Here is a 24,228-nt window from a genome sequence, read left to right as displayed (position 1 = left end):
ATAGAGGGTAACAGGGGCGTGTGAAGCACGCAGAGTGTTACCGCCGCCACATTACTGAACAGTAATGCACGGCGGCAGTGCGTTATGCCATCATCTGACGGATAAGATCGCCAAGCTTACGTACCGCCTGCGCCTCTTTTTCTTCCCAGCTCCAGGAAGTGTTGAAACGGAAAAAAGGCCGCCACGCGCCGGAGGTAGAAAACATCTTACCCGGCGCAATGCTGATCCGGTGTGCCAGCGCGCGTTCGCTGAGTTCACCCGCATCAAGATGTGCAGGCAGCTCCAGCCATAAAAAGTAGCCGCTGTCGTTGTGGTGAATTTTTACCTCTGACGGGAGATAGCGCAGCAGCGTTTGCCAGGCCATTTGCTTGCGCTCGGCAAGCTGACGCCGCAGTCGTCGTAAATGAGCGTCGTAGCGGCGGGTTGACAGGTAATCCACCAGCGCCAGTTGCATCGGTGAACTGCTGGAAAGCGTACTCATTAATTGCAGCTGCTGGATGCGCCGGGCGTGTTTCCCGGCCGCGACCCAGCCGATGCGGAATCCCGGCACCAGGCATTTGGAGAATGAGGAGCAGTGAAGGGTCATATCATCACGATCCCAGGCTTTAGCAGGAAGCGGTTTTTCCCGACCAAAATAGAGTTCGCTATAAACGTCATCCTCAATAAGCACAACGTTATGCGCCGTTAGCAGCGCTATCAGACGCGCTTTCTTCTCTGGACTCAGGGTAAAGCCGAGGGGGTTCTGGCTGTTAGTCATCAGCCAGCAGGCTTTAACCGGATAATTCGCCAGCGCCTGCGCCAGGGCATCGAGATCTATGCCCTCTTTTACATCGCTGGCGACAGCGAGTGCTTTTAGCCGCAGGCGTTCCAGTGCCTGAAGCGCACCGTAAAAACAGGGGTTTTCAACAATCACCCAGTCACCCGGTTCGGTGACCGCCTGTAAACTCAGATTCAACGCCTCAAGCGCCCCGGCGGTGATCACAATATCGTCTGGCGATACCGGTATGCCCTGCAGAGCATAACGTCGGGCGATGGCATGACGCAGTTCACTATTCCCCGGCGGCAGATTTTCCAGGACGCTCATCGCACTGGCGGTTTTGCTGACCTGGGCGAGCGAGCGATTAAGCTGGCGTAGCGGGAACAGATGCGGGTCAGGAAAGGCGGAAGCAAATGGCATTACCGAGGCTTCACGGCTGGCCTGAAGCACCTCAAATATGCAGGTGTTAATATCGACAGACTCGTCGCTCATAACGCTTGCCGGTGGCGCAGGCTGCTTATGTACCGTGCGCGGAGCAACGTAGTAGCCGGACTGAGGTCGGGCCACAATCCGTCCCTGGCTTTCCAGCATCTGGTAAGCGTGGCTGACGGTCATAAAACTCATTCCACTGCTCACTACCTGCTCGCGTAAAGAGGGTAAGCGATCGCCAGGTTGCCAGACGCCTAAGTCAATTTGTTCACGAAGTTGCTGTGCCAGCCGCTGATACTTTTTCATTGAAAAATGCCAGGCCAATGGAGAAATAATGAAGCTCAAATTATAACAGTTGCAAAAAAATAAAGCATTTTTAACAACTGTTATAGATAAAAAAAGCCCGACTGTGTCTGACAGTTGCCGCTTGTAGTGTCTACCCTATGATCATCCTTCACTCGTTTTCCTGTGCATGGCCCGGACACTATGTGTGGGCCGTACCGTTGATGACGAGGATCTTTTTAATTTCGGGGTAGTCCATGTTTGGTCTCGATGCGTTTCATCTTGCGAGGATACAGTTTGCTTTTACCGTATCTTTTCACATTCTTTTTCCGGCGATCACCATCGGCCTTGCCAGCTATCTGGCAGTGCTTGAAGGGCTGTGGCTGAAAACTAAAAATCCGGTCTGGCGCACGCTGTACCACTTCTGGCTGAAGATTTTTGCCGTTAACTTTGGCATGGGTGTGGTATCCGGCCTGGTCATGGCTTATCAGTTTGGGACTAACTGGAGCGGCTTTTCCGAGTTTGCAGGAAGCATTACCGGGCCGCTGCTGACCTACGAGGTGTTAACGGCCTTCTTTCTTGAAGCCGGTTTTCTTGGCGTAATGCTATTTGGCTGGACCAAAGTGGGGCCGGGGCTGCACTTTTTTGCCACCTGCATGGTCGCGCTGGGCACCCTGATGTCAACGTTCTGGATCCTGGCATCCAACAGCTGGATGCATACGCCGCAGGGATTTGAGATTGTTAACGGTCAGGTAGTCCCGGTGGACTGGTTCGCGGTTATCTTCAACCCGTCATTCCCCTACCGCCTGCTGCATATGACCATTGCCGCCTTTTTATGCAGCGCGCTGTTTGTTGGTGCCTCGGCCGCCTGGCATCTGCTGCGCGGCAATAATACGCCCGCTATTCGCACCATGTTTTCGATGGCGCTCTGGATGGCGCTGATCGTCGCCCCGATTCAGGCGCTGGTGGGTGATATGCACGGGCTTAACACGCTTGAACATCAACCGGCAAAAATTGCTGCCATTGAAGGTCACTGGGAGAATCGTCCAGGCGAAGCCACTCCGCTGCTGCTGTTTGGCCTGCCGGATATGGAAAAGGAGCGCACTCGTTACGGTATTGAAATTCCGGCGATGGGCAGCCTGATCCTCACTCACAGCCTGGATAAGCAGGTTCCTGCCCTGAAGGAGTTCGCAAAAGAAGATCGGCCTAATTCCACGATTGTGTTCTGGTCTTTCCGCGTGATGGTCGCGATGGGACTGCTAATGATGCTGATGGGGGCGCTGTCGCTCTGGCTGCGTTATAAACGGCGGCTTTATGTCTCACGTCCTTTCCATCACTTCGCCCTGTGGATGGGGCCTGCCGGGCTGGTGGCACTCCTTGCCGGGTGGATCACTACTGAGGTAGGACGGCAGCCGTGGGTAGTATACGGTTATCAACGCACCATCGACGCCGTTTCTGCCCACGGCGAGTTGCATATGAGCATCACGCTGCTGGCTTTCTTTGTGGTCTATTCCTCGGTATTTGGCATTGGTTACGCCTATATTGGCAGTATGATCAAAAAAGGGCCGCAGCCGTTTGATGAACACCCGACTCAGGGCACCCCTTCTCGTCCACTGTCAGCCGCGGGCGAAGAGTTTGATACGAAGGAGAAAGTATAATGGGTATCGATCTCTCTGTTATCTGGTTTGTGATTATCGTGTTCGCCACGCTGATGTATATCGTGATGGACGGTTTCGATTTGGGAATCGGCATTTTATTTCCGGTGACCCGCAGCGCAGAAGATCGCGATGTCATGGTCAACAGCGTTGCCCCGGTCTGGGACGGCAACGAAACCTGGCTGGTACTGGGTGGCGCGGGGCTTTTTGGCGCATTCCCGCTGGCCTACGCGGTGATTATCGATGCCCTGACACTGCCGCTCACCCTGATGTTGATCGGCCTGATTTTTCGCGGCGTGGCGTTTGAATTTCGTTTTAAAGCAACGCCGTCGCACCGTCCTTTCTGGGATAAGGCATTTATTGGCGGATCAATTCTGGCAACGTTTTGTCAGGGGATCGCCGTCGGCGCGGTGATTAATGGTTTTCAGGTCACCGGGCGCAGTTATAGCGGCGGGGCGCTGGACTGGCTGACCGCCTTTAATCTGTTTTGCGGTCTGGGGCTGGTAGTGGCATATGCCCTGCTGGGGGCCACGTGGCTGGTCATGAAAAGTAGCAATCCGCTACAGGACAGAATGCGCTACGTGGGCAAAAGATTACTGCTGGCACTGCTGGTGGTGATCGCGGTGATTAGTCTGTGGACGCCGCTGACGCATCCGGCCATTGCCGGGCGCTGGTTTACGCTGCCGAATCTGTTTTTCCTGCTGCCCGTTCCGCTGCTGGTGGTGCTGTTCAGTTTCTGGCAGTGGCGCTGTCTAAATAATCCGCAGAGCCATACCCGTCCTTTCCTGCTGACGCTGGGTCTGGTGTTTCTCGGCTTTAGCGGGCTTGGGATCAGCATCTGGCCGCACATTATTCCGCCGTCCATTACGCTGTGGCAGGCGGCAGCGCCCCCACAAAGTCAGGGCTTTATGCTGGTTGGCGCGCTGCTGATTATTCCGGTGATCCTGGTGTATACGTTCTGGAGTTATTACGTGTTTCGCGGCAAAGTTCAGCACGGTGAGGGGTATCATTGATGCAACAGCCATTATTCAAACGCCTGTTGTGGCTGGTCGCGATCTGGGGCGGCAGCGTGCTGGCGCTGGCGCTGGTAGGCATGTTCTTTCGCCTGCTGATGACCGCCGCCGGATTTAAATCACACTGACGTGGTTGCAGGCCGCCGGAGGGATAATGCCGGATGGCGGCTGCGCCTTATCCGGCTTACAAATTCCACTATATCAATCGCATAGCATTAGTCTTAGCGACGTCGCGGCAGGGTTTTTAACAACGCATCCGGGCTGACCGAGGCCACTACGCTTCCGGCCAGCGGCATTTTCAGGATGTGGTGTTTAATCTTGCCGACGACGTGCATTTCACACGGTTTACAATCGAATTTCAGGGTTAATACTTCATCCCCATTGACCAGTTGCATTGGCGTGGCGCGTCCGGCCTTAACCCCGGTAACCCCTTTTGCCTGTTTGGGACAGAGGTTAAATGCAAAACGCAGGCAATGTTTAGTGATCATCACCGGTACGTCGCCTTTCTCCTGATGTGCCTCGTAAGCGGCCTCAATCAGGGTCACGCCGTAGCGCTGATAAAAGTCGCGGGCTTTCTGGTTATAGACATTGGCAAGGAAGCTAAGATGCGTTTGCGGATAGACGGGTGCAGGCTGCGCCACCGCTTTGCGCTGTCCGCGCTGATACCCTGACAGTCGCGCCTCCTCCAGCAGCGCCACCGTTTCGCGACGCAGCTGATTCAGCATTCCGCCCGGCACAAACAGTGCCCCCGGCAAATTAATCACCACATCGCGGGCGTAATACCGTGTTTGCCCGAGTTTAGCCAGGCCATCACGCAGATGGCTCAGCGCTTTTTCGGCCTGCGTAGCCTCGTCAAATACCCCCTCCAGAGTATGTGTGACGCTAATCCCGTCTTCACAGGTTAGCGTCAGGATCAATTGCTCCTGCCAGCCGCCGAGGTCGATATCAACGCCAATACGTCGATCGCTGGACGTTTTTAACAGCGTCTGCTGCCAGTGATGATCAAGATTGCGATACAGCGGATGAGGGGTGCGTAGCCCCTGTATGACGGCGGGCATATCGTTTGGCCACACCCGATAGCGATTTTCCGCCTGCTTCTCAACCACGTTCGCGCGAAAGCCCGTAACCTCACGCTTGATCATCACATTCAGACCGTCGCCGTTAGCCAGCGGCTCCGTCACCTCCACGTCGAGGTGATCTTTCGCGACCTTCAGCACGTTACCCACCTGTACGCCGACAAACGTCGGTGAATCGAAGGCGCCAATATCACCCTGCCGCGCATTGACGAAGTAATCGGTACTGCCCCGGTGAAACGTTTTCTCTGTGGATGGCGTAAAAAAGTGCGTGGTCCACCCCACCGACGCGCGCGCCAGATCGCCGCGTGCGTCAATAATGGCGTCGAGCATTTGCCGGTAGTGCGCGGTGATATTTTTGACGTAGCTCATGTCTTTATAGCGTCCTTCAATTTTGAAGGAGCGCACCCCCGCGTCGATCAGCGCCGCCAGGTTTGCCGTCTGATTATTATCTTTCATCGACAACAGGTGTTTTTCAAAGGCCACCACCCGTCCTTGATCGTCTTTCAGGGTATACGGCAGACGGCAGGCCTGCGAGCAGTCACCACGGTTAGCACTGCGCCCGGTCTGGGCATGTGAGATATAACACTGTCCTGAATAGGCGACGCACAACGCGCCATGCACAAAAAACTCGATGGTGGCATCGGTCGCCTGATGGATTGCGCTGATTTGCTGCAAGTTAAGCTCACGCGCCAGCACCAGTTGACTGAAGCCGACATCGCCGAGAAATTTTGCCTTTTCGACACTGCGAATATCGCACTGGGTGCTGGCATGAAGCTCAATTGGTGGAATATCCAGCTCAAGAATGCCCATATCCTGCACGATAAGCGCATCAACGCCGGACTGATACAGCTCGGTAATCAGCTTTTGCGCCGGTGCCAGTTCGTTATCATGAAGGATAGTATTGAGCGTGACGAAAATTTTTGCGCCATAACGGTGGGCAAACGGGACCAGTTCAGCAATATCGCGCAGCGAATTACCGGCATTGTGGCGTGCGCCAAAACCGGGGCCACCAATATAGACGGCATCCGCGCCGTGCAGGATAGCCTCGCGGGCAATGGTGGTATCGCGGGCCGGACTAAGAAGTTCAAGATGATGAGGTTGCAGGCGCATACAGTCGTCGCGATCCCTTAAAAAGAAAATGACCGCTATTGTAGTCAGAAGTCCACAATTTCGAAATGGCTTTTAGACGGGTTGCGCGTAATGGATCAACGAGTGAAATAAGACCGGCTGGTCGCTGCTGTTACGATAGGCGTGCAGTTGATCGCCTGCAAAGCGGATCCCCTGCGGCGGCGTAAGAGTCTGCCATTGCCCCTCAGTACGCAGGTCCAGTATGCCGCTAATCACCACCACATGTTCAATCACCCCTTGCTCGTGCGGCGTCGATTCGCTAAACGCGCCAGGGGCGAGCGTAATTGAAAAATGATCAAACCGGAGCGTGGGATCGAAGGGAAAAAGCGGCGTAATCACCATTGCCTGCTGCTGGGGATCGTACGCCGGACGCTTTTCGCTCTGCTCAGCAACAATAAATAGTGAGAACGGCACGTTTAGCCCGGTGGCAATTTTCCATAGCGTCGATACCGTCGGGCTGGATTCATGACGCTCAATTTGCCCCAGCATCGCTTTTGATACCCCGGTTTCTTCTGCCAGACGTGAAAGGCTCCAGCCGCGCTGCTGGCGCAGGGCCTTAAGCGTCATCGCCAGATGTTGTGCAATATCCATCTTTCCTCCTCTGAGTCGTCAAGTCTAGCACTTGTCCGCTATAGCGCACAGTGGTAGATTGAGCGGACGTTATAACGCACGGAGCAGGTATGCGCAGTTCCTCTTTTTCTTTTTCACCTTTGTTAGCCGGTTTTGTCGCTGTACTGGTCGGCTATGCCAGCTCTGCCGCCATTATCTGGCAGGCGGCGTTTGCCGCTGGCGCCAGCGATATGCAAATTGCCGGGTGGATGACCGCGCTCGGGCTGGGGATGGGCATCAGTACGCTGGCGCTTACCCTGCGATATAAAATGCCGATATTGACCGCCTGGTCCACGCCCGGGGCGGCCCTGCTTGCCACCAGCCTGCAGGGCATTTCATTACCTGATGCGACAGGAATTTTCATATTTGCTAATGCACTTATTGTGCTCTGCGGCGTAACCGGGATTTTCGCAAAACTAATGAAAATCGTCCCCCCCGGGCTGGCGGCGGCCATGCTGGCCGGGATCCTGCTGCGCTTCGGCCTGCACATCTTCACGCCGCTACCCGCGAATACCCTGTTGTGCGGCAGTATGTTGATAGTGTGGCTATTGATGCGTTTCCTTGCTCCTCGCTATGCCATTATTGCTGCATTAATCGTCGGACTGGTGATCGCCTGCATAAAAGGTGACGTTGTCACTGAGAATTTGTCGTTGTCGCTGGTGGCTCCGATATGGATAACACCGCATTTTTCACTGCCGCTACTGATAAGCGTTGGACTGCCGCTTTTTCTGGTGACCATGGCCTCGCAAAACGCGCCGGGCGTCGCCACATTGCAGGCCGCCGGGTATACGCCACCCGTATCGCCGCTGATAGTAGCAACTGGCGGACTGGCATTAGTGCTCTCTCCATTCGGCGTATTTTCGATTTGTATTGCAGCCATCTCGGCAGCGGTGTGTCTGGAGCCGGATGCCCATCCGGATAAAAATAATCGCTGGACAGCGGCAGCAATAGCCGGGGGAATTTATCTGCTGGCAGGGCTACTGGGTGGCTCGATTACCGCACTGATCGCTGCGCTGCCGGTAAGCTGGCTTCAGGTACTGGCCGGACTGGCGCTGTTTAATACCTTCACCGGCAGTCTGTATCAGGCTCTGCACGACGAACGTCAGCGCGATGCAGCAGCAGTCACGTTTTTGCTGACCGCCAGCGGGATCGTTTTTCTTGGGGTTGGTTCAGCATTCTGGGGACTGCTGGCAGGAAGCGCGGTTATTGCGCTGCGCAACGTGTTGAATAAGACAGCCTGATCCGTTAAGTGACAACGTCACGGAAAGCCCGACGGTATGCCGTCGGGTTTCTGTCATCAGGATTAATGCGAAACGTCAAACATCGTGGCGTCCGTCGCCATATCATCAATAACCTGTTTGAGCGTATCAGCGGTCATTGGCGTATTTTCATTGCTCAGATCCTTGCCCTCGCCCATACGCACGACCTTAACCACCGGCTTGTTGGTGGCAGCATCAATCAGCTCGCCCTCAAAGTACAGTCGGGTATCCATAGTGCGGTGCCCGGTTGCCATTTGCGTACCGGCAACCACCAGTGCCACTGGGATCACTTCATAGAATTGCAGGCCTTCTTTGCTGGTATCCACGCCGGTAATTGCCCCGCGGAAAATCAGGCTGCGTGGACCCGGGGCCGACATCAGCGGTTTACGTTCCGCGGCTGCCGCTTTTAGTTTGGTATTGGTATAGGTCAATACCTCATCAAGAGCCTTTTTACCAATCTGAGTGGTAGGTTTTGGCGTGGGGTAATAGGTTACCGGACGATAAACAATACTGTCATAATTTGCCGCATTGAAATCAGGCGCAACCCAGCGCAGAACCGGTTTTCCGGAGGCTGACGTAGTTTGTTGTAAACCGGAATAATCGCCTAAAAAACCAGAATATTTATCGGGCTGAGCGACTTTAGACGCGCAGCCTGCTAATGCTAAAAGGCCGCAAAGCGTGGCGACTTTGAAGAGGGCGTGAGTACGCATAGACAGGTCCCTTAATGGAGAGTTCAACCGGGTAATTTATAGCAAAAAAGCGATGTGGCTGTTGTGACAAAAAAGGGGTTGATGATAAAAATTTGCATTTTGCACCATGGGTGATGCCGTGTGACTTTCTGCCCCAAAAAACAGATATGCCGCCAGACTCAATGAAGCCTGGCGGGAGGTTTACTTCATATCAACCTGATAAAAAATATGCTTGCCAAACGGATCAATTTCATAGCCACTCACCTCTTTACGCACCGGCTCAAAAATCGTTGAGTGCGCAATCATCACTGCCGGCATCTGATCGTGCATCATTTGCTGTGCCTGCTTATACAGCGCGGTGCGCTGCTGCTGATCGGTGATGCCTTTGGCCTCAGCAATAATTTTATCAAACGGTTTGTAGCACCATTTTGCCGAATTTGAACCACCATTGGCCGATGTGCAGGTGAACAGCGGGCCGAAGAAGTTATCCGGATCGCCTGTTGCGGTGGTCCAGCCCATTAGCGCCGCCTGATGTTCGCCGCTCTTGACCCGGTTAAGATACTCACCCCACTCGTAGGTCACGATCTTCGCCGTGATCCCGACTTTCGCCCAGTCGGCCTGGATCATCTCCGCCATGCGTTTGGCATTGGGGTTGTACGGCCGCTGAACCGGCATCGCCCACAGCTCAATGGACGTTCCTTCTGGCAGTCCGGCCTCTTTCAGCAGCGCTTTGGCTTTTTCAGGATCGTAATCATAATCTTTCAACTCGCTGTCTGCGCTCCAGACGCCCGGCGGCAGCAGATTTTTAGCCGCTGTACCGGTGCCGTGGAAAACGGCCTCAATAATTGCAGGCTTATTAATGGCCAGCGCCAGCGCCTGACGGACTTTGACATTATCCAGCGGTGCTTTTTGGGTGTTGAATGACAGGAATCCGGTATTCAGCCCGGCTTTGCTCATCAGGTTCAGGTCTTTATTGGCCTTCATGCGCGGCAAATCGGCCGGATTAGGAAATGGCATGACCTGGCACTCGTTTTTTTCCAGTTTAGCAAAGCGTACTGACGCATCCGGCGTAATGCTGAATACCAGGCGATCAAGCTTTGCCTTGCCACCCCAGTATTCCGGGAAAGCGGTAAACAGAATGCGCGAATCCTTCTGATACTGCGTCAGCCTGAACGGGCCGGTGCCGACTGGCTCCATATCGACGCGCTCCGGAGTGCCTGCTTTCAGCATCGCATCCGCATATTCAGCCGAAAGGATAGAGGCAAAATACCAGCCTAAATCAGCCACAAACGGCGCTTCCGGGTGGGCGAGATTAAAGCGCACCGTATAGTCATCGACTTTATCAATGCCGGTGATGAGCGAGCCAAACTCCAGACTTTCAAAGTTCGAGTATGTCCCCCCCGACACTTTATGATACGGATTATTGGCATCTTTCTGGCGCATAAACGAGAAAATTACGTCATCGGCATTAAAATCGCGGGTCGGCTTAAAGTATTTATTACTTTGAAACTTGACCCCTTTGCGCAAATGGAAGGTGTAGGTTTTGCCATCCTCACTGACCTCCCAGCGCTCCGCCAGACTCGGCTCCAGCTCGGTTGTCCCCACTTTAAAATCCACCAGCCGGTTATAAACCGGTACGGCGCTGGCATCCACGCTGGTGCCCGAGGTGTAAAGCTGCGGATTAAAGTTTTCTGGCGATCCTTCAGAGCAATAGACCAGCGTTTTCGCCGCCACGGTTGAACTTAACGTCACTGCGGCAAGTGCCAGAGCAAGGGTAGAGTATTTGCTTTTCATCACATTTTCCTGTTTTCTTGAGCCAGAGGCAGAGGACAGTCACGTCATTTGCTTATTCCATAGATAACATTAAAAACACCTTGCAAGCACCTGATAACACAAATAAAGAAGGAAAAACCATGTCTTCGCCGTTAGCCAGTCAATTAACCCAACGCTTCTTCCGCTATCTTGCTATCAGCAGTCAGAGCGATGCGGCTGCTACAACCCTGCCAACAACACCGGGTCAACACGAGATGGCACGGGTGCTGGCAGCAGAACTCACCCGCTTTGGGCTGGATGATATTGTGATCGATGAACAGGCGACGGTAACCGCGGTAAAACGCGGTAATGTGCCCGGCGCACCGCGGGTGGGCTTTATTACCCATATCGATACGGTTGATGTCGGACTGTCACCAGATATTCATCCACAAATACTGCGCTTTACTGGTGAAGATCTCTGTTTAAACGCCGAAAAAGACCTCTGGCTGAGGGTAAATGAGCATCCTGAAATTCAGGCTTACCCTGATGAAGAGATTATTTTTAGCGATGGCACCAGCGTGCTGGGCGCAGATAATAAAGCGGCGGTGACCGTAGTCATGACCCTGCTGGAGAATCTGACGGCTGAACATCGCCACGGCGATATTGTGGTGGCATTTGTGCCGGATGAAGAGGTCGGATTGCGCGGTGCGAAGGCCCTTGACTTGCGCCGCTTTGCGGTCGATTTTGCATGGACAATTGACTGCTGCGAGCTTGGGGAAATCGTGTATGAAAACTTTAATGCCGCGTCGGCCGAAATTCGCTTTACCGGCGTGACGGCGCACCCGATGTCAGCAAAAGGCGTACTGGTTAATCCGCTGTTGATGGCCTGCGATTTTATCAGTGAATTCGACTGTCAACAGACCCCGGAGCACACCGCCGGGAAAGAGGGCTATGTCTGGTTTAACGGAATGGAAGCGGTGCAGAGTTACGCGGTGCTTCAGGCCAGCATTCGTGATTTCGACCTTACCGGCTTTGAACAGCGTAAGCAGCAGATTGGTGAAGTTGCACAGCAGATCGCAGCGCGCTATCCCACGGCAAAAGTGGAATACACTATCAGCGATATTTACAGTAATATCAGTAATGCCATCGGCGAGGATCGTCGGGCGGTGGATCTGATATTCGAAGCGATGGAAACCCTCGGCATTACGCCAAAACCGACGCCAATGCGCGGCGGTACGGATGGCGCAGCGCTCTCGGCCAAAGGATTGCTTACCCCGAACTTTTTCACCGGCGCGCATAACTTCCATTCAAAATTTGAGTTTTTGCCGCTGAAATCGTTCGAGGCATCCTACCAGGTCGCGCTGCAACTCTGTCTGCTCGCCGCGCGTTAAGCCGGTTTTCGCGCCAGCATCGTGGCAAAACGCAGTTTAATGCGCTGACCGTTGGCGTCGGTGCGGTGCAGTTCACCGACGTCTTCATTGTATTTTATGAAATCCCAGCCGCGGTAGTAGTCGCGCAGTTCACCCTGCTTAAACGCAAAGGGGAACCCTGTGGTACAAGGATAATCTTCTGTATCCATGGCCGCCACAATCAGATTAACACCGCCGGGGACGGTGCAACGCTGCATATTGGCGATCAGACCCGGAATGGTCTGCGCCTCGAGGAACATCATCACCACGGTGGAAAGAATGAAATCGTATTCGCCGTCAAAACGCAGGGTGTTCAGATCACGGATGTCACTTTTGAGGTTATCCAGCCCTTCTGCCGCGCGAATGTTCTCCAGCGTCGTAATGCTCATCGGATTACGATCCCAGGCGGTGACGGTATATCCGTTAGCCGCAAGCCAAAGACTATTGCGCCCGCTGCCGCAGCCTAAATCCAGCGCATTACAGGGCGACATGTGCGCAGCAGCGGCTATCACATCTGAATGCGTGCGGGTCAGACCATATTTTTCACTAAAGTAATTCTCATCGCGAACCATGCTGTTTTCCTCAATGTTTATAAGATGTATTTTTGATGCATTTTAAGAAAAAGTGCTATTAATAGCCAGCGCTATAACCTCTGCTACCTTTAACAGAGGCCTGCCTGGAGAAGATCATGCAAAAATACCGTCTGAGCGAGCATACCCGCGTATACAGCTATCAGGACAAGGGCGAAACCTGTCTTGTGACGCTGCGCCAGATTATTGCCCTGCGCAACTTCGCCGATGTTATTGCAGGTGATGAAGGCGGCTGGGTTGATGCAGAAGATGCGCTGAGCCAAACGGGGGAAAGCTGGATTTACGATCCCAATAGTGCGGTATTTGGTGGGGCAAAAATTGAAGATAACGCCCGACTGACGCGCAGTTGTATTGTCAGTCACCGGGCCATCGTAAAAGACAATGCGTGGCTGGATGCCGCAGAGGTCAGCCACCACGCGGTAATAAGTGACAACGTCACTATTCAACACTCAACCGTGCGCGGCGAGTGCCAGATTTCCGGCGAGGCGCGAATACTGCACCAGAGTCAGGTGATAGCCGTGCGGGGCCTGACCCACGAGCACGATAAAATCCTCAAAATCGGCGATCGCGCCACCGTCACCGACTCCCGTATTATTCATCAGGCACAAATTTACGGCGATGCTGTGGTTAACCATGCCTTTATTGAACATCGGGCTGAAGTCTTTGATTTCGCCCATCTGGAAGGCAATGAGGAAAATAATGTCTGGGTATGCGACTGCGCCAAAGTGTATGGACATGCCAGACTTATTGCCGGGACCGAAGAAGATGCCATCCCTACCCTGCGTTACAGTTCGCAGGTGGCAGAAAATGCAGTGGTTGAAGGTAATTGCGTCTTAAAACATCACGTGCTGGTCGGGGGTGAGGCCTGGCTGCGCGGCGGCCCCATTCTTATCGACGATAATGTCGTTATTCAGGGTCGTGCACGGGTGCGCGGCGACGTGATTATTGCGCATTTTATCGAGCTTAGCGGTGACGCCGTTATTGAAGCCACCGACGGCGAGGTGCTTTGCCTGCGCGATCATAAAGTCGTCAATGGCGCGCAGCGCATTACCCGCACGCCATTGGTGGGGTTACTTTAGTGGTGTAGCGCTTGAGTATAACGCCACGGGATAAGTCGAAATGACCGTGGAGGCTTACGCAGAGATTTCACCCGCAATTCAGAGGTTTTCACCATGACAACTTTTCACCAACTTGCTGCGACCAGCCTGCAAGGCCAGCGTATATCAATGTCCGACTATAAGGGTAAGCTGGTCCTGGTGGTTAACACCGCCAGCCATTGCGGCTTTACCCCCCAGTACGCCGGTCTGGAAATGCTCTACAAAAAGTACGCCGCCCGGGGGCTGGTCGTACTGGGTTTCCCGTGCAACCAGTTTGGTAAGCAGGAACCCGGCGGTGTCGATGAAATCACCCGCACCTGTCGCATCAATTACGGGGTGAGCTTTCCGATGTTCGAAAAAGTTGAGGTCAACGGGGCAGCGACGCATCCGCTGTTTCACTATCTTAAAGAAGAATTGCCCGGCGTACTGGGTGGGCGAATAAAATGGAACTTCACTAAGTTTCTCATCGGCGGCGACGGCAAGCCGCTTAAACGTTTTGCGCCACTCGTCACCCCGGAAAAAATGGAAACCGCCATTCTGGCGGCCCTTGACCGCGGACAATAAAAAACATAAATGCCCTTTCGGGCATTTATGTTTTGCTAACGACGGTCCTGATAGAACGAGTCTACCTCCCGCGTTGATATATCCGTATTAATGGAAAAACAGCGCAATCAGGATAATGATTGGAATAGGTACACCTAAAAAGAATAGTAATAATGAGCGCATTTTAAATCCCTCACCTGTTTAAAGATTATAAATCACGTTGACGGCCACCAAAGGTCGCACTCAGGCTGGCGACGAAAGCACCTGCCAGCAGAGAAATGAATGTCCACAGCATTAAATAACTTGTGGCTTTGCGTGCAGCATCAGCAGCCTGCTGCGCTTTCTCCTTCGCTTCTTTTAATTTAGCCTGGGCTTTGTCATAAGTACTCTGAACGCGCTGTTCAGCCTCTTGCTGACTAAGACCGGTATTTTGGGCAATCAGACGGGCAACGTACTGGCGATCGTCCTGCGGTAGGGCTCCGGTACTGATGCTGTTAGCAAATATACCGGTCACTTCACTTAATTGTTCCGCAGAGACGGGCTGACGCGGTGCAGAAGGCATTGCCGGCGTCGCAGCAGGATCGGCCGCATCAGTTGCCGGTGTTGCAGGGTCACTGGATCTAAACATTGAATTGATAAAATAGTTCATTGGCGAGCCAGAGTCGTCAGACGATGCGCTGGCCATGCCCGCAGCACCCGCAGCCGTAGTGGCCGCAGCCCCACCCGCAACGGTACCCACGATTTTAGCGCCACCGCCAAGGATAGACCCCACCGTGCTTGTTAACAGCACAGCCGAGATCAGCGCCGCCACAGCCCAGGTCAAAAAACCATGCGCAGTATCGCGGAAGTAAACTTCATCACTGCGGGTATCGATCCATTTTGTGCGCAGTCGTCCCGATAAGTAGCCTCCCATACCCGAGGCCACAATCTGGGTAAACGTCAACCAGGCGATGGCGGCGATACCCACCGTGCCTGCGTCAAGGCCGCGACTTTCCCACGGCGAAACGGACGTAAGACCTAAACCAGCACCCAGCATCAGTAAAATCAACGACAGGGATGCCGCTGCGACGGCTCCCGCAAAGATGGCACCCCATGATACGGCGCTGCTGCTCGCGGCAGGCAGCGGCAGACGCGTATCAGGATACGTAGTGTTAACTGTGGCGTGTTCATGAATGTGAGTCATGCTGTTATCCTTTAAATAATCTTTGCGTTCGGAACCGGGAACGGATTGAAGAAACAGGAAACATTATCATCTTCAACATTAAGGCTCTGCATGAGCCGGGCGATGCCATAAATAAAAAGAACGTTCGTCAAACGTTAAAAAAGTAAAAACGTAATACCACAATGGAAACGTATTCCATGAACTAAGGATAGTAGATATTTTATTACTAAATGAATTTTAAATTTTAAAAGCCGCGGGCATTAACAGTAGCGGATGTTATGGCGCTTTAGCGCCTTAACAATGCGACCACCCTGAGATGTATGGCAAGGAAGACCTGAAATGGAAGCCATCGTCAGGTCATTAAGTTGTCTCTGAAAAGCGCAAAGTGAGAGCGCCGTCAAATTATTAACTCACAGCGGAGTTTTTTATTATCCGGTTAATAATGTGGTTAATCATCTCACCGACAATAAATCGCCTTTGCTTATTCCAGCGGCTGATGAGGCGTGCGGGTATAGATTGCATTACTCAGCTTGCGCATTTTGTCGATCTCGCCCGGCATATCCTTAGCCGGGATGGTTTTTATCATGGCCGAATAAAGCGTGCTCTTGTCAGACCTGAACAACGCGTTAAACCACTTTAGGTCGAGAATACGCGTCAGGCAAAAATTCGCGCGTAGATATTCTGATCGTCGTACCTACCGTTCAGATATTCCGCCTGCTTTAAACACCCTTCCAGCGCAAAGCCGTTGCGGCGGGCCAGGGCATTGCTTCTCGCATTATCAACCCGGCATTTGATGACGAAACGGCGCAGTTCGCCGCGCTGTACATAATGTTCCATCAGGCTTTGCAGCGCCCGGGAGAGGATCCCCTGCCCCTGGACATCTTCATCCAGCCAGTAGCCGATATACGCCGTTTTATTCAGCGGCTCAATCAAATTAAAGGAGAGCACGCCAGCCAGTGTCTCGTCGCAGAAAATCAGATACATTTTGGCGTAGCCACGCTGATGCAGCATCACGTTGCCCTGGATATTTTTACGCGTATCGGACTCGTCGTTGACCAGCTGCGGCCAGTTCAGGGTCTGCTGAAGCCTGGCCTTATTCTTCAGCACAAGCTGATGCAGCGCTGAGACAAAAATCTCGTCAACCGCACGCAGGCTTATAATATCGTCAACCGGGATAATGTCAGGGGAAGGTCTATGTTCAGTCACGAAATATCCTTAAACAGCAAAGGTCGGACGGCGAGCCGTCCGACAGAGGATGTTTAGCGCATAACGCGATCGTCAACATATTGACGTTTGTCGGGCGCAGGCGGGAAATACTGATACAGCCAGGTTTCACTGATGGCGTCTCCCTGACAGCGCAGGAACATGCGCATATCGACCGGGTCGGTCGCCTCAGAGGTGGGATACCAGTCAAACAGGATGCGGTAGCCGTCAAACGGTTCGACATACAGAATTTCAACCTGTCGGGCTTCGCCGCTGGACAAGGTGATCACTGGCTCAATACCCTTTGGCGCAGCCGCTTTTAAATCGCCGCCGACGAAATCGACCGCAAAGCGACGCGACCATTTTTCCGGGAAGTGTTCACCCGGCGCCCATCCTTCCGGAAAGGATCCCATGCCGGTGCGCGTCGCCATTACGCGGGCCAGCGGTGAGCGTACCGGCGGCTGGGCGCTCCAGTAAAGTCGATATTTGAAGTCCAGAGCATCTCCTGCCCGAATCGCTTTTTCCGGCTGCCAGAAGCAGACAATGTTGTCCAGCGTTTCACCGGTAGTTGGGATTTCCATCAGGCTGACCGCCCCTTTTCCCCACTTGCTGCGCGGCTCGACCCACAGGCTGGGACGCTTGTTATACCAGCCCATCACATCCTGATAGTGGGTAAAATCGCGGTCCAGCTGCAACAGGCCAAAGCCTTTGGGATTGTTATCAACAAAGGCGTTGAACTGAAGTTTCTGTGGGTTATTCAGCGGGCGGCAAATCCATTCGCCGTTGCCGCGCCACATGGCCAGCCGGTCAGAGTCGTGAATTTGCGGATGCAGGGTATCGCACATCCGACGCTCGTTGTTACCGCAGCTGAACATGCTGGTCATCGGCGCGATGCCTAACTGTTTGATATCTTTACGCGCATAAATATGATTTTCCACTTCCATGATCACCTGGCTCTCTTCACAGTGGATCACGAATTTATACGCGCCTGTCACGCTGGCGCTGTCCAGCAGGGCATATACCGTGAAAGTCGTCGCGCCCGGCTTGACGGTTTCGAACCAGAAGGAGGTGAAGTCAGGGAACTCTTCCGGCGTATCGGTAAAGGTGTCGACTGCCAGACCGCGTGCGGACAAGCCGTACTGGTATGTGCTGTCCACCGCCCGGAAATAGCTCGCACCGAGGAAAGAGACGATATCGCGCCGCGCCAGTTCCGGGGCCTTGAACGCACGGAAGCCGGCAAAGCCCAGATCGGTCTGGCCTTCAAGCTGACGGGTATCAACGCCGGCATCATTGTACTGGAACAGCTCAGGACGAAAGTGAATTTCACGCGCACGCTGGGTGGCAGAGTCCAGAGAGAACATGCGCACCCGGCGGCGGAAACCCATCCCGACATGGAAAAACTGCACGTCCAGATTGCGGTCGTTAACGTTATTCCATAATGAATGCGCCGCATCATACTGAATGCTGTTATAAGCCTGCGGCGTCAGGTTCGCCAGGGTATCGGGCAGCGGACGAGGCGCGCCAGTCCACGGCTGTTTCGCCAGCGAGCTTGCCGTGGACTGAAGAACGGAGAAATCAAAGGGACGGGTCTGGCCGTCGGCGATGTCCGACTCTTCAGCGAGGGCGGCACGCGAGAACAACGTCGAAATCCCGGACGTGCCGCATACGGCGGCAACAGCCATTGTATTTTTAAGAAATCTTCTGCGATTCATGCCTGGAAAAACGTCCTTACGTCAGCAAATGGACCCGCTCATGCCGGTAAAGGCAGCGCGCGCGAAAGCGCCCACTTTAGACAAATTCAGGTGATAAACCAAATGGTAACGCGGGAAAAAATGACGTTGCGGAGAAAAAAGAGAGTGTCGATGAGAGCATCCTGAATCATGCGTAAAATTATGTATAAAAATTCCTCACCTGCGCCAGCGGGCGAGGGTCTGATATCACAGTAACCCGCAACGTTTTTTACTGCGATCCTCCGCCTGCTGGTAGAGCGTAAACTCATCCAGCGTTGGGCAGCCCAGCGCCTGCTCAAAAGCCTGACGTGACGCATTTCCATGATGACGCGCCTGCGTTTGGTTACCCAGATTGGACTGGAAAATCCCGGCTGCGCTGACCGGCAAAAAATCCTCGTAAACGATCGGCTGCGCAATCAGCCATCCCCGCTCGATCAGCGGTTGCGGGTCGTCGCCGGCATGAATAGCATTGCGGTGCGCCTCGCCGGCCGGTGTCAGACGATAACGGTAATATGCCAGCCCCTGACGGCGCAGGAATATATCGCTGTCCGGAAACTGTTTGAACGCCGCGTGCAAATTTGACTGGTGCGTCAGATTATCTTTGCCGGTACCGGCCTCAGCCAAAAGCTGGTCATATAGCGCACGGCCTTTCGGGGTCAGCGCGACGCCGCGCTGCTCAATCTCACCGAAGCGCGCCGTGTGGGTGCCCTGATGACTTCCGGCAAACAGTACCGGCTCCTCCAGCGCCTTAAAACTGGTCTGGCGCAGCAGGATCGGCACTTCGCGCCGGGGCGGGCCTTCGATCAGCGTCTTTGGTTCAATACCGCAGCCCGGCATTAACGCCTGGGCACGGTCGATATCCAGGGTTCGCGGTGTCAGATGGTTGATATGGCAGCCGGGAAAGCAGACCACGTCGGCAATCAGCCGGTGCTCGTTGTTGAGCGCATGATAGGTATCTTCATCGACAGTCGCGTGACGATGCCAGCGGAACGTCTCCAGCGCTTCACGTACAAATGCCTCACCCTCAGCCGGAGTAAATGCCCCCTGCTCATCAAATTTATCTAACAATGCCCGACAGCGCGGGGTAAAAATATCGCGCTGCGCAAGGGTAGCAGCCGCCCGCTCACGCAGTTTTGGATCGTCAATCAGCTCAAGGCGCAACAGCGAGGTGAATATTCGAAAAGGGTTATGTGCCAGGGCCGCATCATCGATGGGTCGAAAGGCCGTTGAATGCACCGGGACCCCGGCCTGGGATAAATCATAATAGCTGACCGGAAACATGCCCATAATGGCAAACATTCGCCGCAGAGTACTTAGCTCGCGCGCAGTACCGACCCGGATCGCGCCGTGACGTTCGACGTTTAATCGTGCCAGTTCATCGGCATTGACCAGATGTTCATGCAGCGCAGGATTGTTCTCCAGTACCGCCAGGTTCACATCTGCCACCAGCTCAAGCAACGTACCATATTGCGGCACCTCCTGCTGATACATGGCTGACATAGCCTGCGAAAAGTGTTCCCGAATCTCATCAGCCGTGATGGTGTTCGCCATGATGTCTGCCTCCAGTGAGTACTCTCTGGAGTGTAGAGAAGCGCCTTCAATGCGGGGGGAAGAATTTACGATTTGTGATCGCGGACGAGCTTCTTTTACCTGGTCATGCATCGCCGCGCGATGCAGACTGCTATGTATAAATCATGCTTATGGATAAGGCATTTACCATTTACTTAAAATTAACCTGCTCACTGTAGGTAGATCTACAATCGTCTGATTTATGGGCCAATTCACATATTCCCGTCGTTTTGTAAATGTTAATGAAATTTTGCTAGCAAGTTATCAAAATTAAGTAACTTTACTTGTCACCTTTATCATCTGTTTTTAACATCCGCACATGGAAAAAAATGGCCTCTTTAATCAGCGTATTCGCCTGCGCCATCTGCACACCTTTGTTGCCGTTGCTCAACAGGGAACGCTCGGACGCGCCGCGGAAACGCTCAATCTCAGCCAGCCTGCACTGTCAAAAACGCTCAATGAACTAGAGCAGTTGACCGGTGTACGTCTGTTCGATCGGGGCCGCCTGGGTGCGCATCTGACGCTGGTCGGTGAACAGTTTCTGACCCACGCCATGAAAGTGCTCGACGCCCTGAATACCGCCGGACAATCGCTGAACCGAAAAGAAGGCATTGATAACGATATTGTGAGAATCGGGGCCTTGCCGACCGCTGCCCTGGGAATTCTGCCGGCAGTGATTGGTCAATTTCACAAACAGCAAAAAGACATCACATTGCAGGTCGCCACCATGAGTAATCCCATGCTGCTGGCGGCGCTGAAATCAGGTGAAATCGATCTTGGTATCGGCAGGATGTCCGATCCTGAATTGATGAGCGGCCTGAACTACGAATTGCTGTTTCTGGAATCACTCAAGCTGGTGGTGCGTCCGGATCATCCGCTGCTTCAGGATAACATTACCTTTAGCCGCGTTCTGGAGTGGCCGGTGGTGGTAACGCCACGGGGAACTACGCCAAGGCAAAACGCCGAGGAAATGTTGCTCAGTCAGGGATGTAAAATGCCCGCTGGCTGTATTGAAACGCTTTCGGCATCGCTCTCCCGCCAGCTTACTGTTGATTATAACTATGTCTGGTTTGTACCTTCGGGGGCGGTTAAAGATGATTTACGGCTGGGCACGCTGGTTGCCCTGCCCGTTACCCCCCAGGGCGTGAGCGAGCCGATAGGCATTTTGACCCGCATAGACGGGCAGCTATCGCCGGGCGCGCAGATATTACTCAGTGCGATCCGCAAAACGCTGCCGGAATAGCCTCTGCCCCAATGCGGACAATTAACCTCGCGCCATCCTCCCGGATGGCGCGTCTACTTTATCTGGCTTAAAAGGTTTCCCAGTGATCGCCCGACGCGGGTGCCGGATGTCGGGTGGTCAAAACCGGTGTCGCAACGGCGGGAGACCGGGGCACGGTAGTGCCGGTTTGCAGGCGAAATGCTCCCACGGCTTCGGTCAGGCGAGCGGCCTGTTCTTCCAGCGAGGCAGCAGACGCCGAGGCTTCTTCCACCAGCGAGGCGTTTTGTTGGGTCACATTATCCATCTCGCTGATCGCCTGGCTGACCTGGGTGATCCCCCGGCTCTGCTCGTCAGAGGCGGCGGCAATTTCCAGCATAATATCGGTGACACGCTTGACGGCGTCGACGATCTCTTTCATCGTGCCGCCAGCCGCGACGACTTCGCCCGAGCCACGCTCAATCAACGTCACTGATTCACTGATAAGCCCTTCAATTTCTTTTGCTGCCTGCGCACTGCGGCTGGCAAGCGTACGAACTTCGCTGGCGACGACGGCGAAACCGCGGCCCTGCTCACCAGCACGTGCGGCTTCAACGGCGGCGTTAAGTGCCAGAATATTGGTCTGAAAAGCAATGCTGTTGATGACCGCAGTGATCTCAGAGATTTTCTTCGAACTGGCCGTAATGCTGCCCATCGTGGTGACTACGCCGGAGACAATCTGCCCGCCCCGGCTGGCTTTCCCTGACGCGTCTTCTGCCAGTTTGCTGGCATGATGCGCGTTATCGGCATTTTGTTTAACCGTGGCGGTCAGTTGTTCCATGCTCGCCGCGGTTTGTTCGATAGCGGCAGCCTGCTCTTCGGTACGGGCAGAAAGATCGGTGTTCCCTGCTGAAATCTCGCTGGTACCACGATAGATCTCATCCGCGCCCATACGAACGGTGCCGACGGTGCGCACCAGTGAATGCTGCATCGTTTGCAGATCGCGGCTTAGATGGCCGATTTCACTGCCCCCCGTAATCTCATCGGCAAGTGTGAGATCGCCGGAAGCGATCTTTTCAATGCGCTGGGCAGCACGCTGTAAGGGCAAAATGACCGTCCGACGCAACACAATGAAGGTCAGCAGCGTCAGAATGAGTGCGGTGGCAAAAGCCACGGCCATAAAGACCATGCCCAGCTGGCTGCGATGATGTGCCTGTTCCTGCAGGGCGGTGGCGCGTTCGGTACGCAGTTGAATGGCTTTTAACAGCACCTCGTTGTAGGCGCTGTCCAGCGGCCGTGCCTGTTCGTTCTCATGGTTGATGATGGCTTCAAACATGCCGTTTTTAGCGAATTTCACCATCGGCTCCATGCCTTTAATATAGGCTGCAAAATGACTATTCAAATCGCCATCCAGCGCCTTATCAGCAGGAGTTTTAACGGCGCGGTTCATGTAGACCGCAAATCCATCCTGCGATTGCTTGATCCGCCGCTCCGCCTCGGTAATATTCGCTTTCATATCATCCATTTCGGCAATACGGCTGGCAGCCCCGGCATGGATCAAATTGATACGCGCCGTACGCAGATGGTTGGCGCTGTTAGAAAGGCCCATGCGAACCTGGATTTCTTCAGTAACATCTTTCTGATCGTGGTCGGCCTGCATTAAGAAGTAGCTGGCTAACCCGGCACTCAGTGCGAATAAAATAAGGATGCCGCCGAGAATGGTGGAAAACAGAGGAACCAGACGAATATGGTGTAAAAAACTCAGCTTTTGCGCAGGTTGCAGCGCTGTTTTATTGTCCATGGCTATCGACTCTCAGTGAAAGAAGCGTACAAACACGCCCGTCTGATAGTCATCGGCATTTACGTGCAATTGCTTATGGCAAAAAGCGCTACCTGGCTCACACTTCACAACATTAGACGAAACGGCCAGCGGCGTGAACCGCTGGCAGATGAATCAGTTATCGCCGAAATGGATAACGGTACGGATGGATTTGCCCTCATGCATCAGGTCAAAAGCCTGGTTAATTTGGGCCAGCGGCAGGCGGTGGGTGATGAACGGATCAAGCTTGATTTTACCCGCCATGGCATCTTCAACCATGCCCGGCAGCTGTGAACGGCCTTTGACGCCGCCGAATGCAGAGCCGCGCCATACGCGCCCGGTCACCAGCTGGAAAGGACGGGTACTGATTTCCTGACCGGCTCCGGCCACGCCAATAATCACGCTTTCGCCCCAGCCCTTGTGACAGCATTCGAGCGCTGCACGCATCACATTGACATTGCCGATACACTCGAAACTGAAATCAACGCCGCCATCGGTGAGTTCAACGATCACCTCCTGGACAGGGCGCTCATGGTCTTTCGGGTTGATAAAGTCGGTTGCGCCCATCTCTTTTGCCAGCGCAAATTTATCAGGGTTGGTATCAATGGCGAGAATACGTCCGGCTTTCGCCTGTACCGCGCCCTGGATTGCCGCCAGACCAATTCCACCGAGACCGAAAATCGCTACAGTATCACCCTCTTTCACTTTCGCCGTGTTATGCACCGCACCGATACCGGTGGTGACACCGCAGCCCAGCAGACACACTTTGTCCAGCGGTGCCTCGGGATTTACTTTAGCCAGAGAGATTTCAGCGCACACGGTATATTCGCTGAAGGTGCTGGTGCCCATGTAGTGATAAATCGGCTCGCCGTTATAGGAGAAGCGAGTGGTGCCGTCCGGCATCAGCCCTTTACCCTGGGTGGCGCGTACCGCCTGACACAGGTTTGTTTTGCCGGATTTACAGAATTTACACTCGCCGCATTCGGCGGTGTACAGCGGAATAACGTGATCGCCCGCTTTCAGGCTGGTTACGCCCTCGCCCACCTCAACCACGATGCCGCCGCCTTCATGTCCCAGCACCGCCGGGAAAACCCCTTCCGGATCGTCGCCGGACAGGGTAAATGCATCCGTATGACAGACGCCAGTGTGGGTGATTTTGACCAGCACTTCACCTTTCTTCGGCGGTGCAACGTCGATTTCAACAATTTCCAGTGGCTTACCGGGACCAAAGGCAACAGCTGCACGTGACTTCATATTCT

At 53.9% G+C, this 24,228-nt stretch carries 20 protein-coding genes; 8 read left to right on the top strand and 12 right to left on the bottom strand.

Features of this window, described 5'->3' with window-relative positions; translation table 11 throughout:
• Positions 1-82: 82 nt before the first annotated feature.
• Entirely contained in the window at positions 83-1,492 is a 1,410-nt protein-coding gene (locus tag AC791_RS11450; RefSeq protein ID WP_049840564.1) for a PLP-dependent aminotransferase family protein, read from the bottom strand.
• 233 nt (positions 1,493-1,725) lie between these two features.
• On the opposite strand from AC791_RS11450, the gene AC791_RS11445 reads away from it, so the two are divergent.
• From AC791_RS11445 to AC791_RS19830, 3 genes are read left to right on the top strand one after another with little or no spacing between them, the layout of a single operon-like run.
• Positions 1,726-3,126 carry a cytochrome ubiquinol oxidase subunit I gene (locus tag AC791_RS11445; protein ID WP_049840563.1) on the top strand — a complete coding sequence of 467 codons (1,401 nt, stop codon included), beginning with the start codon at positions 1,726-1,728 and terminating at the stop codon, positions 3,124-3,126.
• The gene (cydB, locus tag AC791_RS11440) at positions 3,126-4,136 is read left to right on the top strand and encodes a cytochrome d ubiquinol oxidase subunit II (RefSeq protein ID WP_049840562.1); all 1,011 of its coding nucleotides are present in this window, start codon (positions 3,126-3,128) and stop codon (positions 4,134-4,136) included. The genes AC791_RS11445 and cydB overlap by 1 nt, the downstream gene beginning before the upstream one ends.
• Positions 4,136-4,264: a DUF2474 domain-containing protein gene (locus tag AC791_RS19830; RefSeq protein ID WP_072094342.1), complete on the top strand. Its 129-nt coding sequence runs from the start codon at positions 4,136-4,138 to the stop codon at positions 4,262-4,264. Before cydB ends, AC791_RS19830 begins: the two co-directional genes overlap by 1 nt.
• A gap of 93 nt (positions 4,265-4,357) precedes the next feature.
• On the opposite strand, the gene AC791_RS11435 is transcribed toward AC791_RS19830, so the two are convergent.
• Together AC791_RS11435 and AC791_RS11430 are read right to left on the bottom strand one after the other, a co-directional pair.
• Positions 4,358-6,322 (bottom strand): peptidase U32 family protein, encoded by a 1,965-nt coding sequence (locus AC791_RS11435; protein ID WP_049840561.1) that lies wholly within the window; start codon positions 6,320-6,322, stop codon positions 4,358-4,360.
• A 72-nt stretch (positions 6,323-6,394) separates the two neighbouring features.
• The gene (locus tag AC791_RS11430) at positions 6,395-6,931 is read right to left on the bottom strand and encodes a helix-turn-helix domain-containing protein (RefSeq protein WP_049840560.1); all 537 of its coding nucleotides are present in this window, start codon (positions 6,929-6,931) and stop codon (positions 6,395-6,397) included.
• A gap of 71 nt (positions 6,932-7,002) precedes the next feature.
• Here AC791_RS11430 and AC791_RS11425 point away from each other — a divergent pair, with 71 nt between their 5' ends.
• On the top strand, positions 7,003-8,190 hold the full coding sequence (locus tag AC791_RS11425) for a benzoate/H(+) symporter BenE family transporter (protein ID WP_072094341.1): 1,188 nt from the start codon (positions 7,003-7,005) through the stop codon (positions 8,188-8,190).
• Positions 8,191-8,252: 62 nt separating this feature from the next.
• On the opposite strand, the gene AC791_RS11420 is transcribed toward AC791_RS11425, so the two are convergent.
• Entirely contained in the window at positions 8,253-8,918 is a 666-nt protein-coding gene (locus AC791_RS11420) for a DUF3313 domain-containing protein (RefSeq protein ID WP_049840558.1), read from the bottom strand.
• Positions 8,919-9,098: 180 nt separating this feature from the next.
• Complete coding sequence (locus AC791_RS11415; protein WP_049840557.1) at positions 9,099-10,691, bottom strand: ABC transporter substrate-binding protein; 1,593 nt, start codon at positions 10,689-10,691, stop codon at positions 9,099-9,101.
• Between the two features lie 119 nt (positions 10,692-10,810).
• Here AC791_RS11415 and pepT point away from each other — a divergent pair, with 119 nt between their 5' ends.
• The gene (pepT, locus tag AC791_RS11410; RefSeq protein ID WP_049840556.1) at positions 10,811-12,040 is read left to right on the top strand and encodes a peptidase T; all 1,230 of its coding nucleotides are present in this window, start codon (positions 10,811-10,813) and stop codon (positions 12,038-12,040) included.
• Here pepT and tehB read toward each other — a convergent pair.
• Positions 12,037-12,630 (bottom strand): tellurite resistance methyltransferase TehB, encoded by a 594-nt coding sequence (gene tehB / locus AC791_RS11405; protein WP_049840555.1) that lies wholly within the window; start codon positions 12,628-12,630, stop codon positions 12,037-12,039. The two genes, pepT and tehB, sit on opposite strands and share 4 nt — an antisense overlap.
• Positions 12,631-12,746: 116 nt before the next feature.
• Here tehB and ydcK point away from each other — a divergent pair, with 116 nt between their 5' ends.
• Positions 12,747-13,727, top strand: a complete 981-nt coding sequence (gene ydcK, locus AC791_RS11400; RefSeq protein WP_049840554.1) for a YdcK family protein — start codon at positions 12,747-12,749, stop codon at positions 13,725-13,727.
• Between the two features lie 93 nt (positions 13,728-13,820).
• Positions 13,821-14,309 (top strand): glutathione peroxidase, encoded by a 489-nt coding sequence (locus AC791_RS11395; protein ID WP_049840553.1) that lies wholly within the window; start codon positions 13,821-13,823, stop codon positions 14,307-14,309.
• Between the two features lie 187 nt (positions 14,310-14,496).
• Here the strand turns inward: AC791_RS11395 and AC791_RS11390 are convergent, their stop codons facing one another.
• The 4 genes from AC791_RS11390 to AC791_RS11375 all read right to left on the bottom strand — a co-directional run bounded on the left by AC791_RS11390 (position 14,497) and on the right by AC791_RS11375 (position 19,934).
• Positions 14,497-15,471: a hypothetical protein gene (locus tag AC791_RS11390; RefSeq protein WP_049840552.1), complete on the bottom strand. Its 975-nt coding sequence runs from the start codon at positions 15,469-15,471 to the stop codon at positions 14,497-14,499.
• Positions 15,472-16,104: 633 nt separating this feature from the next.
• The gene (gene rimL / locus AC791_RS11385) at positions 16,105-16,656 is read right to left on the bottom strand and encodes a 50S ribosomal protein L7/L12-serine acetyltransferase (RefSeq protein ID WP_049840551.1); all 552 of its coding nucleotides are present in this window, start codon (positions 16,654-16,656) and stop codon (positions 16,105-16,107) included.
• A 53-nt stretch (positions 16,657-16,709) separates the two neighbouring features.
• Positions 16,710-18,365 (bottom strand): glucan biosynthesis protein D, encoded by a 1,656-nt coding sequence (locus tag AC791_RS11380; RefSeq protein ID WP_049840550.1) that lies wholly within the window; start codon positions 18,363-18,365, stop codon positions 16,710-16,712.
• 225 nt (positions 18,366-18,590) lie between these two features.
• Positions 18,591-19,934 carry a VOC family protein gene (locus AC791_RS11375; RefSeq protein ID WP_049840549.1) on the bottom strand — a complete coding sequence of 448 codons (1,344 nt, stop codon included), beginning with the start codon at positions 19,932-19,934 and terminating at the stop codon, positions 18,591-18,593.
• A 337-nt stretch (positions 19,935-20,271) separates the two neighbouring features.
• On the opposite strand from AC791_RS11375, the gene AC791_RS11370 reads away from it, so the two are divergent.
• Complete coding sequence (locus AC791_RS11370; protein ID WP_049840548.1) at positions 20,272-21,195, top strand: LysR substrate-binding domain-containing protein; 924 nt, start codon at positions 20,272-20,274, stop codon at positions 21,193-21,195.
• A 67-nt stretch (positions 21,196-21,262) separates the two neighbouring features.
• Here AC791_RS11370 and AC791_RS11365 read toward each other — a convergent pair whose 3' ends face one another.
• Positions 21,263-22,951: a methyl-accepting chemotaxis protein gene (locus tag AC791_RS11365; RefSeq protein ID WP_049840547.1), complete on the bottom strand. Its 1,689-nt coding sequence runs from the start codon at positions 22,949-22,951 to the stop codon at positions 21,263-21,265.
• 153 nt (positions 22,952-23,104) lie between these two features.
• The gene (locus tag AC791_RS11360) at positions 23,105-24,223 is read right to left on the bottom strand and encodes an S-(hydroxymethyl)glutathione dehydrogenase/class III alcohol dehydrogenase (protein ID WP_049840546.1); all 1,119 of its coding nucleotides are present in this window, start codon (positions 24,221-24,223) and stop codon (positions 23,105-23,107) included.
• Positions 24,224-24,228 lie beyond the last annotated feature (5 nt).

Source organism: Klebsiella sp. RIT-PI-d, assembly GCF_001187865.1.
In the GTDB taxonomy this organism is placed as follows: Bacteria; Pseudomonadota; Gammaproteobacteria; order Enterobacterales; family Enterobacteriaceae; genus Superficieibacter.
The sequence above is the reverse complement of the archived record's forward strand: the minus strand, read 5'-3'. Positions and strand labels throughout refer to the sequence as shown.

Excerpts from the sequence above, each read along its gene's own strand:
- AC791_RS11395 (WP_049840553.1), top strand. The coding sequence starts at position 13,821 with ATGACAACTTTTCACCAACTTGCTGCGACCAGCCTGCAAGGCCAGCGT.
- AC791_RS11375 (WP_049840549.1), bottom strand. The coding sequence starts at position 19,934 with ATGGCGAACACCATCACGGCTGATGAGATTCGGGAACACTTTTCGCAG.
- cydB (WP_049840562.1), top strand. The coding sequence starts at position 3,126 with ATGGGTATCGATCTCTCTGTTATCTGGTTTGTGATTATCGTGTTCGCC.
- AC791_RS11450 (WP_049840564.1), bottom strand. The coding sequence starts at position 1,492 with ATGAAAAAGTATCAGCGGCTGGCACAGCAACTTCGTGAACAAATTGAC.
- pepT (WP_049840556.1), top strand. The coding sequence starts at position 10,811 with ATGTCTTCGCCGTTAGCCAGTCAATTAACCCAACGCTTCTTCCGCTAT.
- AC791_RS11370 (WP_049840548.1), top strand. The coding sequence starts at position 20,272 with ATGGAAAAAAATGGCCTCTTTAATCAGCGTATTCGCCTGCGCCATCTG.
- AC791_RS11390 (WP_049840552.1), bottom strand. The coding sequence starts at position 15,471 with ATGACTCACATTCATGAACACGCCACAGTTAACACTACGTATCCTGAT.
- AC791_RS19830 (WP_072094342.1), top strand. The coding sequence starts at position 4,136 with ATGCAACAGCCATTATTCAAACGCCTGTTGTGGCTGGTCGCGATCTGG.
- AC791_RS11445 (WP_049840563.1), top strand. The coding sequence starts at position 1,726 with ATGTTTGGTCTCGATGCGTTTCATCTTGCGAGGATACAGTTTGCTTTT.
- tehB (WP_049840555.1), bottom strand. The coding sequence starts at position 12,630 with ATGGTTCGCGATGAGAATTACTTTAGTGAAAAATATGGTCTGACCCGC.
- AC791_RS11435 (WP_049840561.1), bottom strand. The coding sequence starts at position 6,322 with ATGCGCCTGCAACCTCATCATCTTGAACTTCTTAGTCCGGCCCGCGAT.
- AC791_RS11430 (WP_049840560.1), bottom strand. The coding sequence starts at position 6,931 with ATGGATATTGCACAACATCTGGCGATGACGCTTAAGGCCCTGCGCCAG.
- ydcK (WP_049840554.1), top strand. The coding sequence starts at position 12,747 with ATGCAAAAATACCGTCTGAGCGAGCATACCCGCGTATACAGCTATCAG.
- AC791_RS11415 (WP_049840557.1), bottom strand. The coding sequence starts at position 10,691 with ATGAAAAGCAAATACTCTACCCTTGCTCTGGCACTTGCCGCAGTGACG.
- AC791_RS11365 (WP_049840547.1), bottom strand. The coding sequence starts at position 22,951 with ATGGACAATAAAACAGCGCTGCAACCTGCGCAAAAGCTGAGTTTTTTA.
- AC791_RS11360 (WP_049840546.1), bottom strand. The coding sequence starts at position 24,223 with ATGAAGTCACGTGCAGCTGTTGCCTTTGGTCCCGGTAAGCCACTGGAA.
- AC791_RS11380 (WP_049840550.1), bottom strand. The coding sequence starts at position 18,365 with ATGAATCGCAGAAGATTTCTTAAAAATACAATGGCTGTTGCCGCCGTA.
- AC791_RS11420 (WP_049840558.1), bottom strand. The coding sequence starts at position 8,918 with ATGCGTACTCACGCCCTCTTCAAAGTCGCCACGCTTTGCGGCCTTTTA.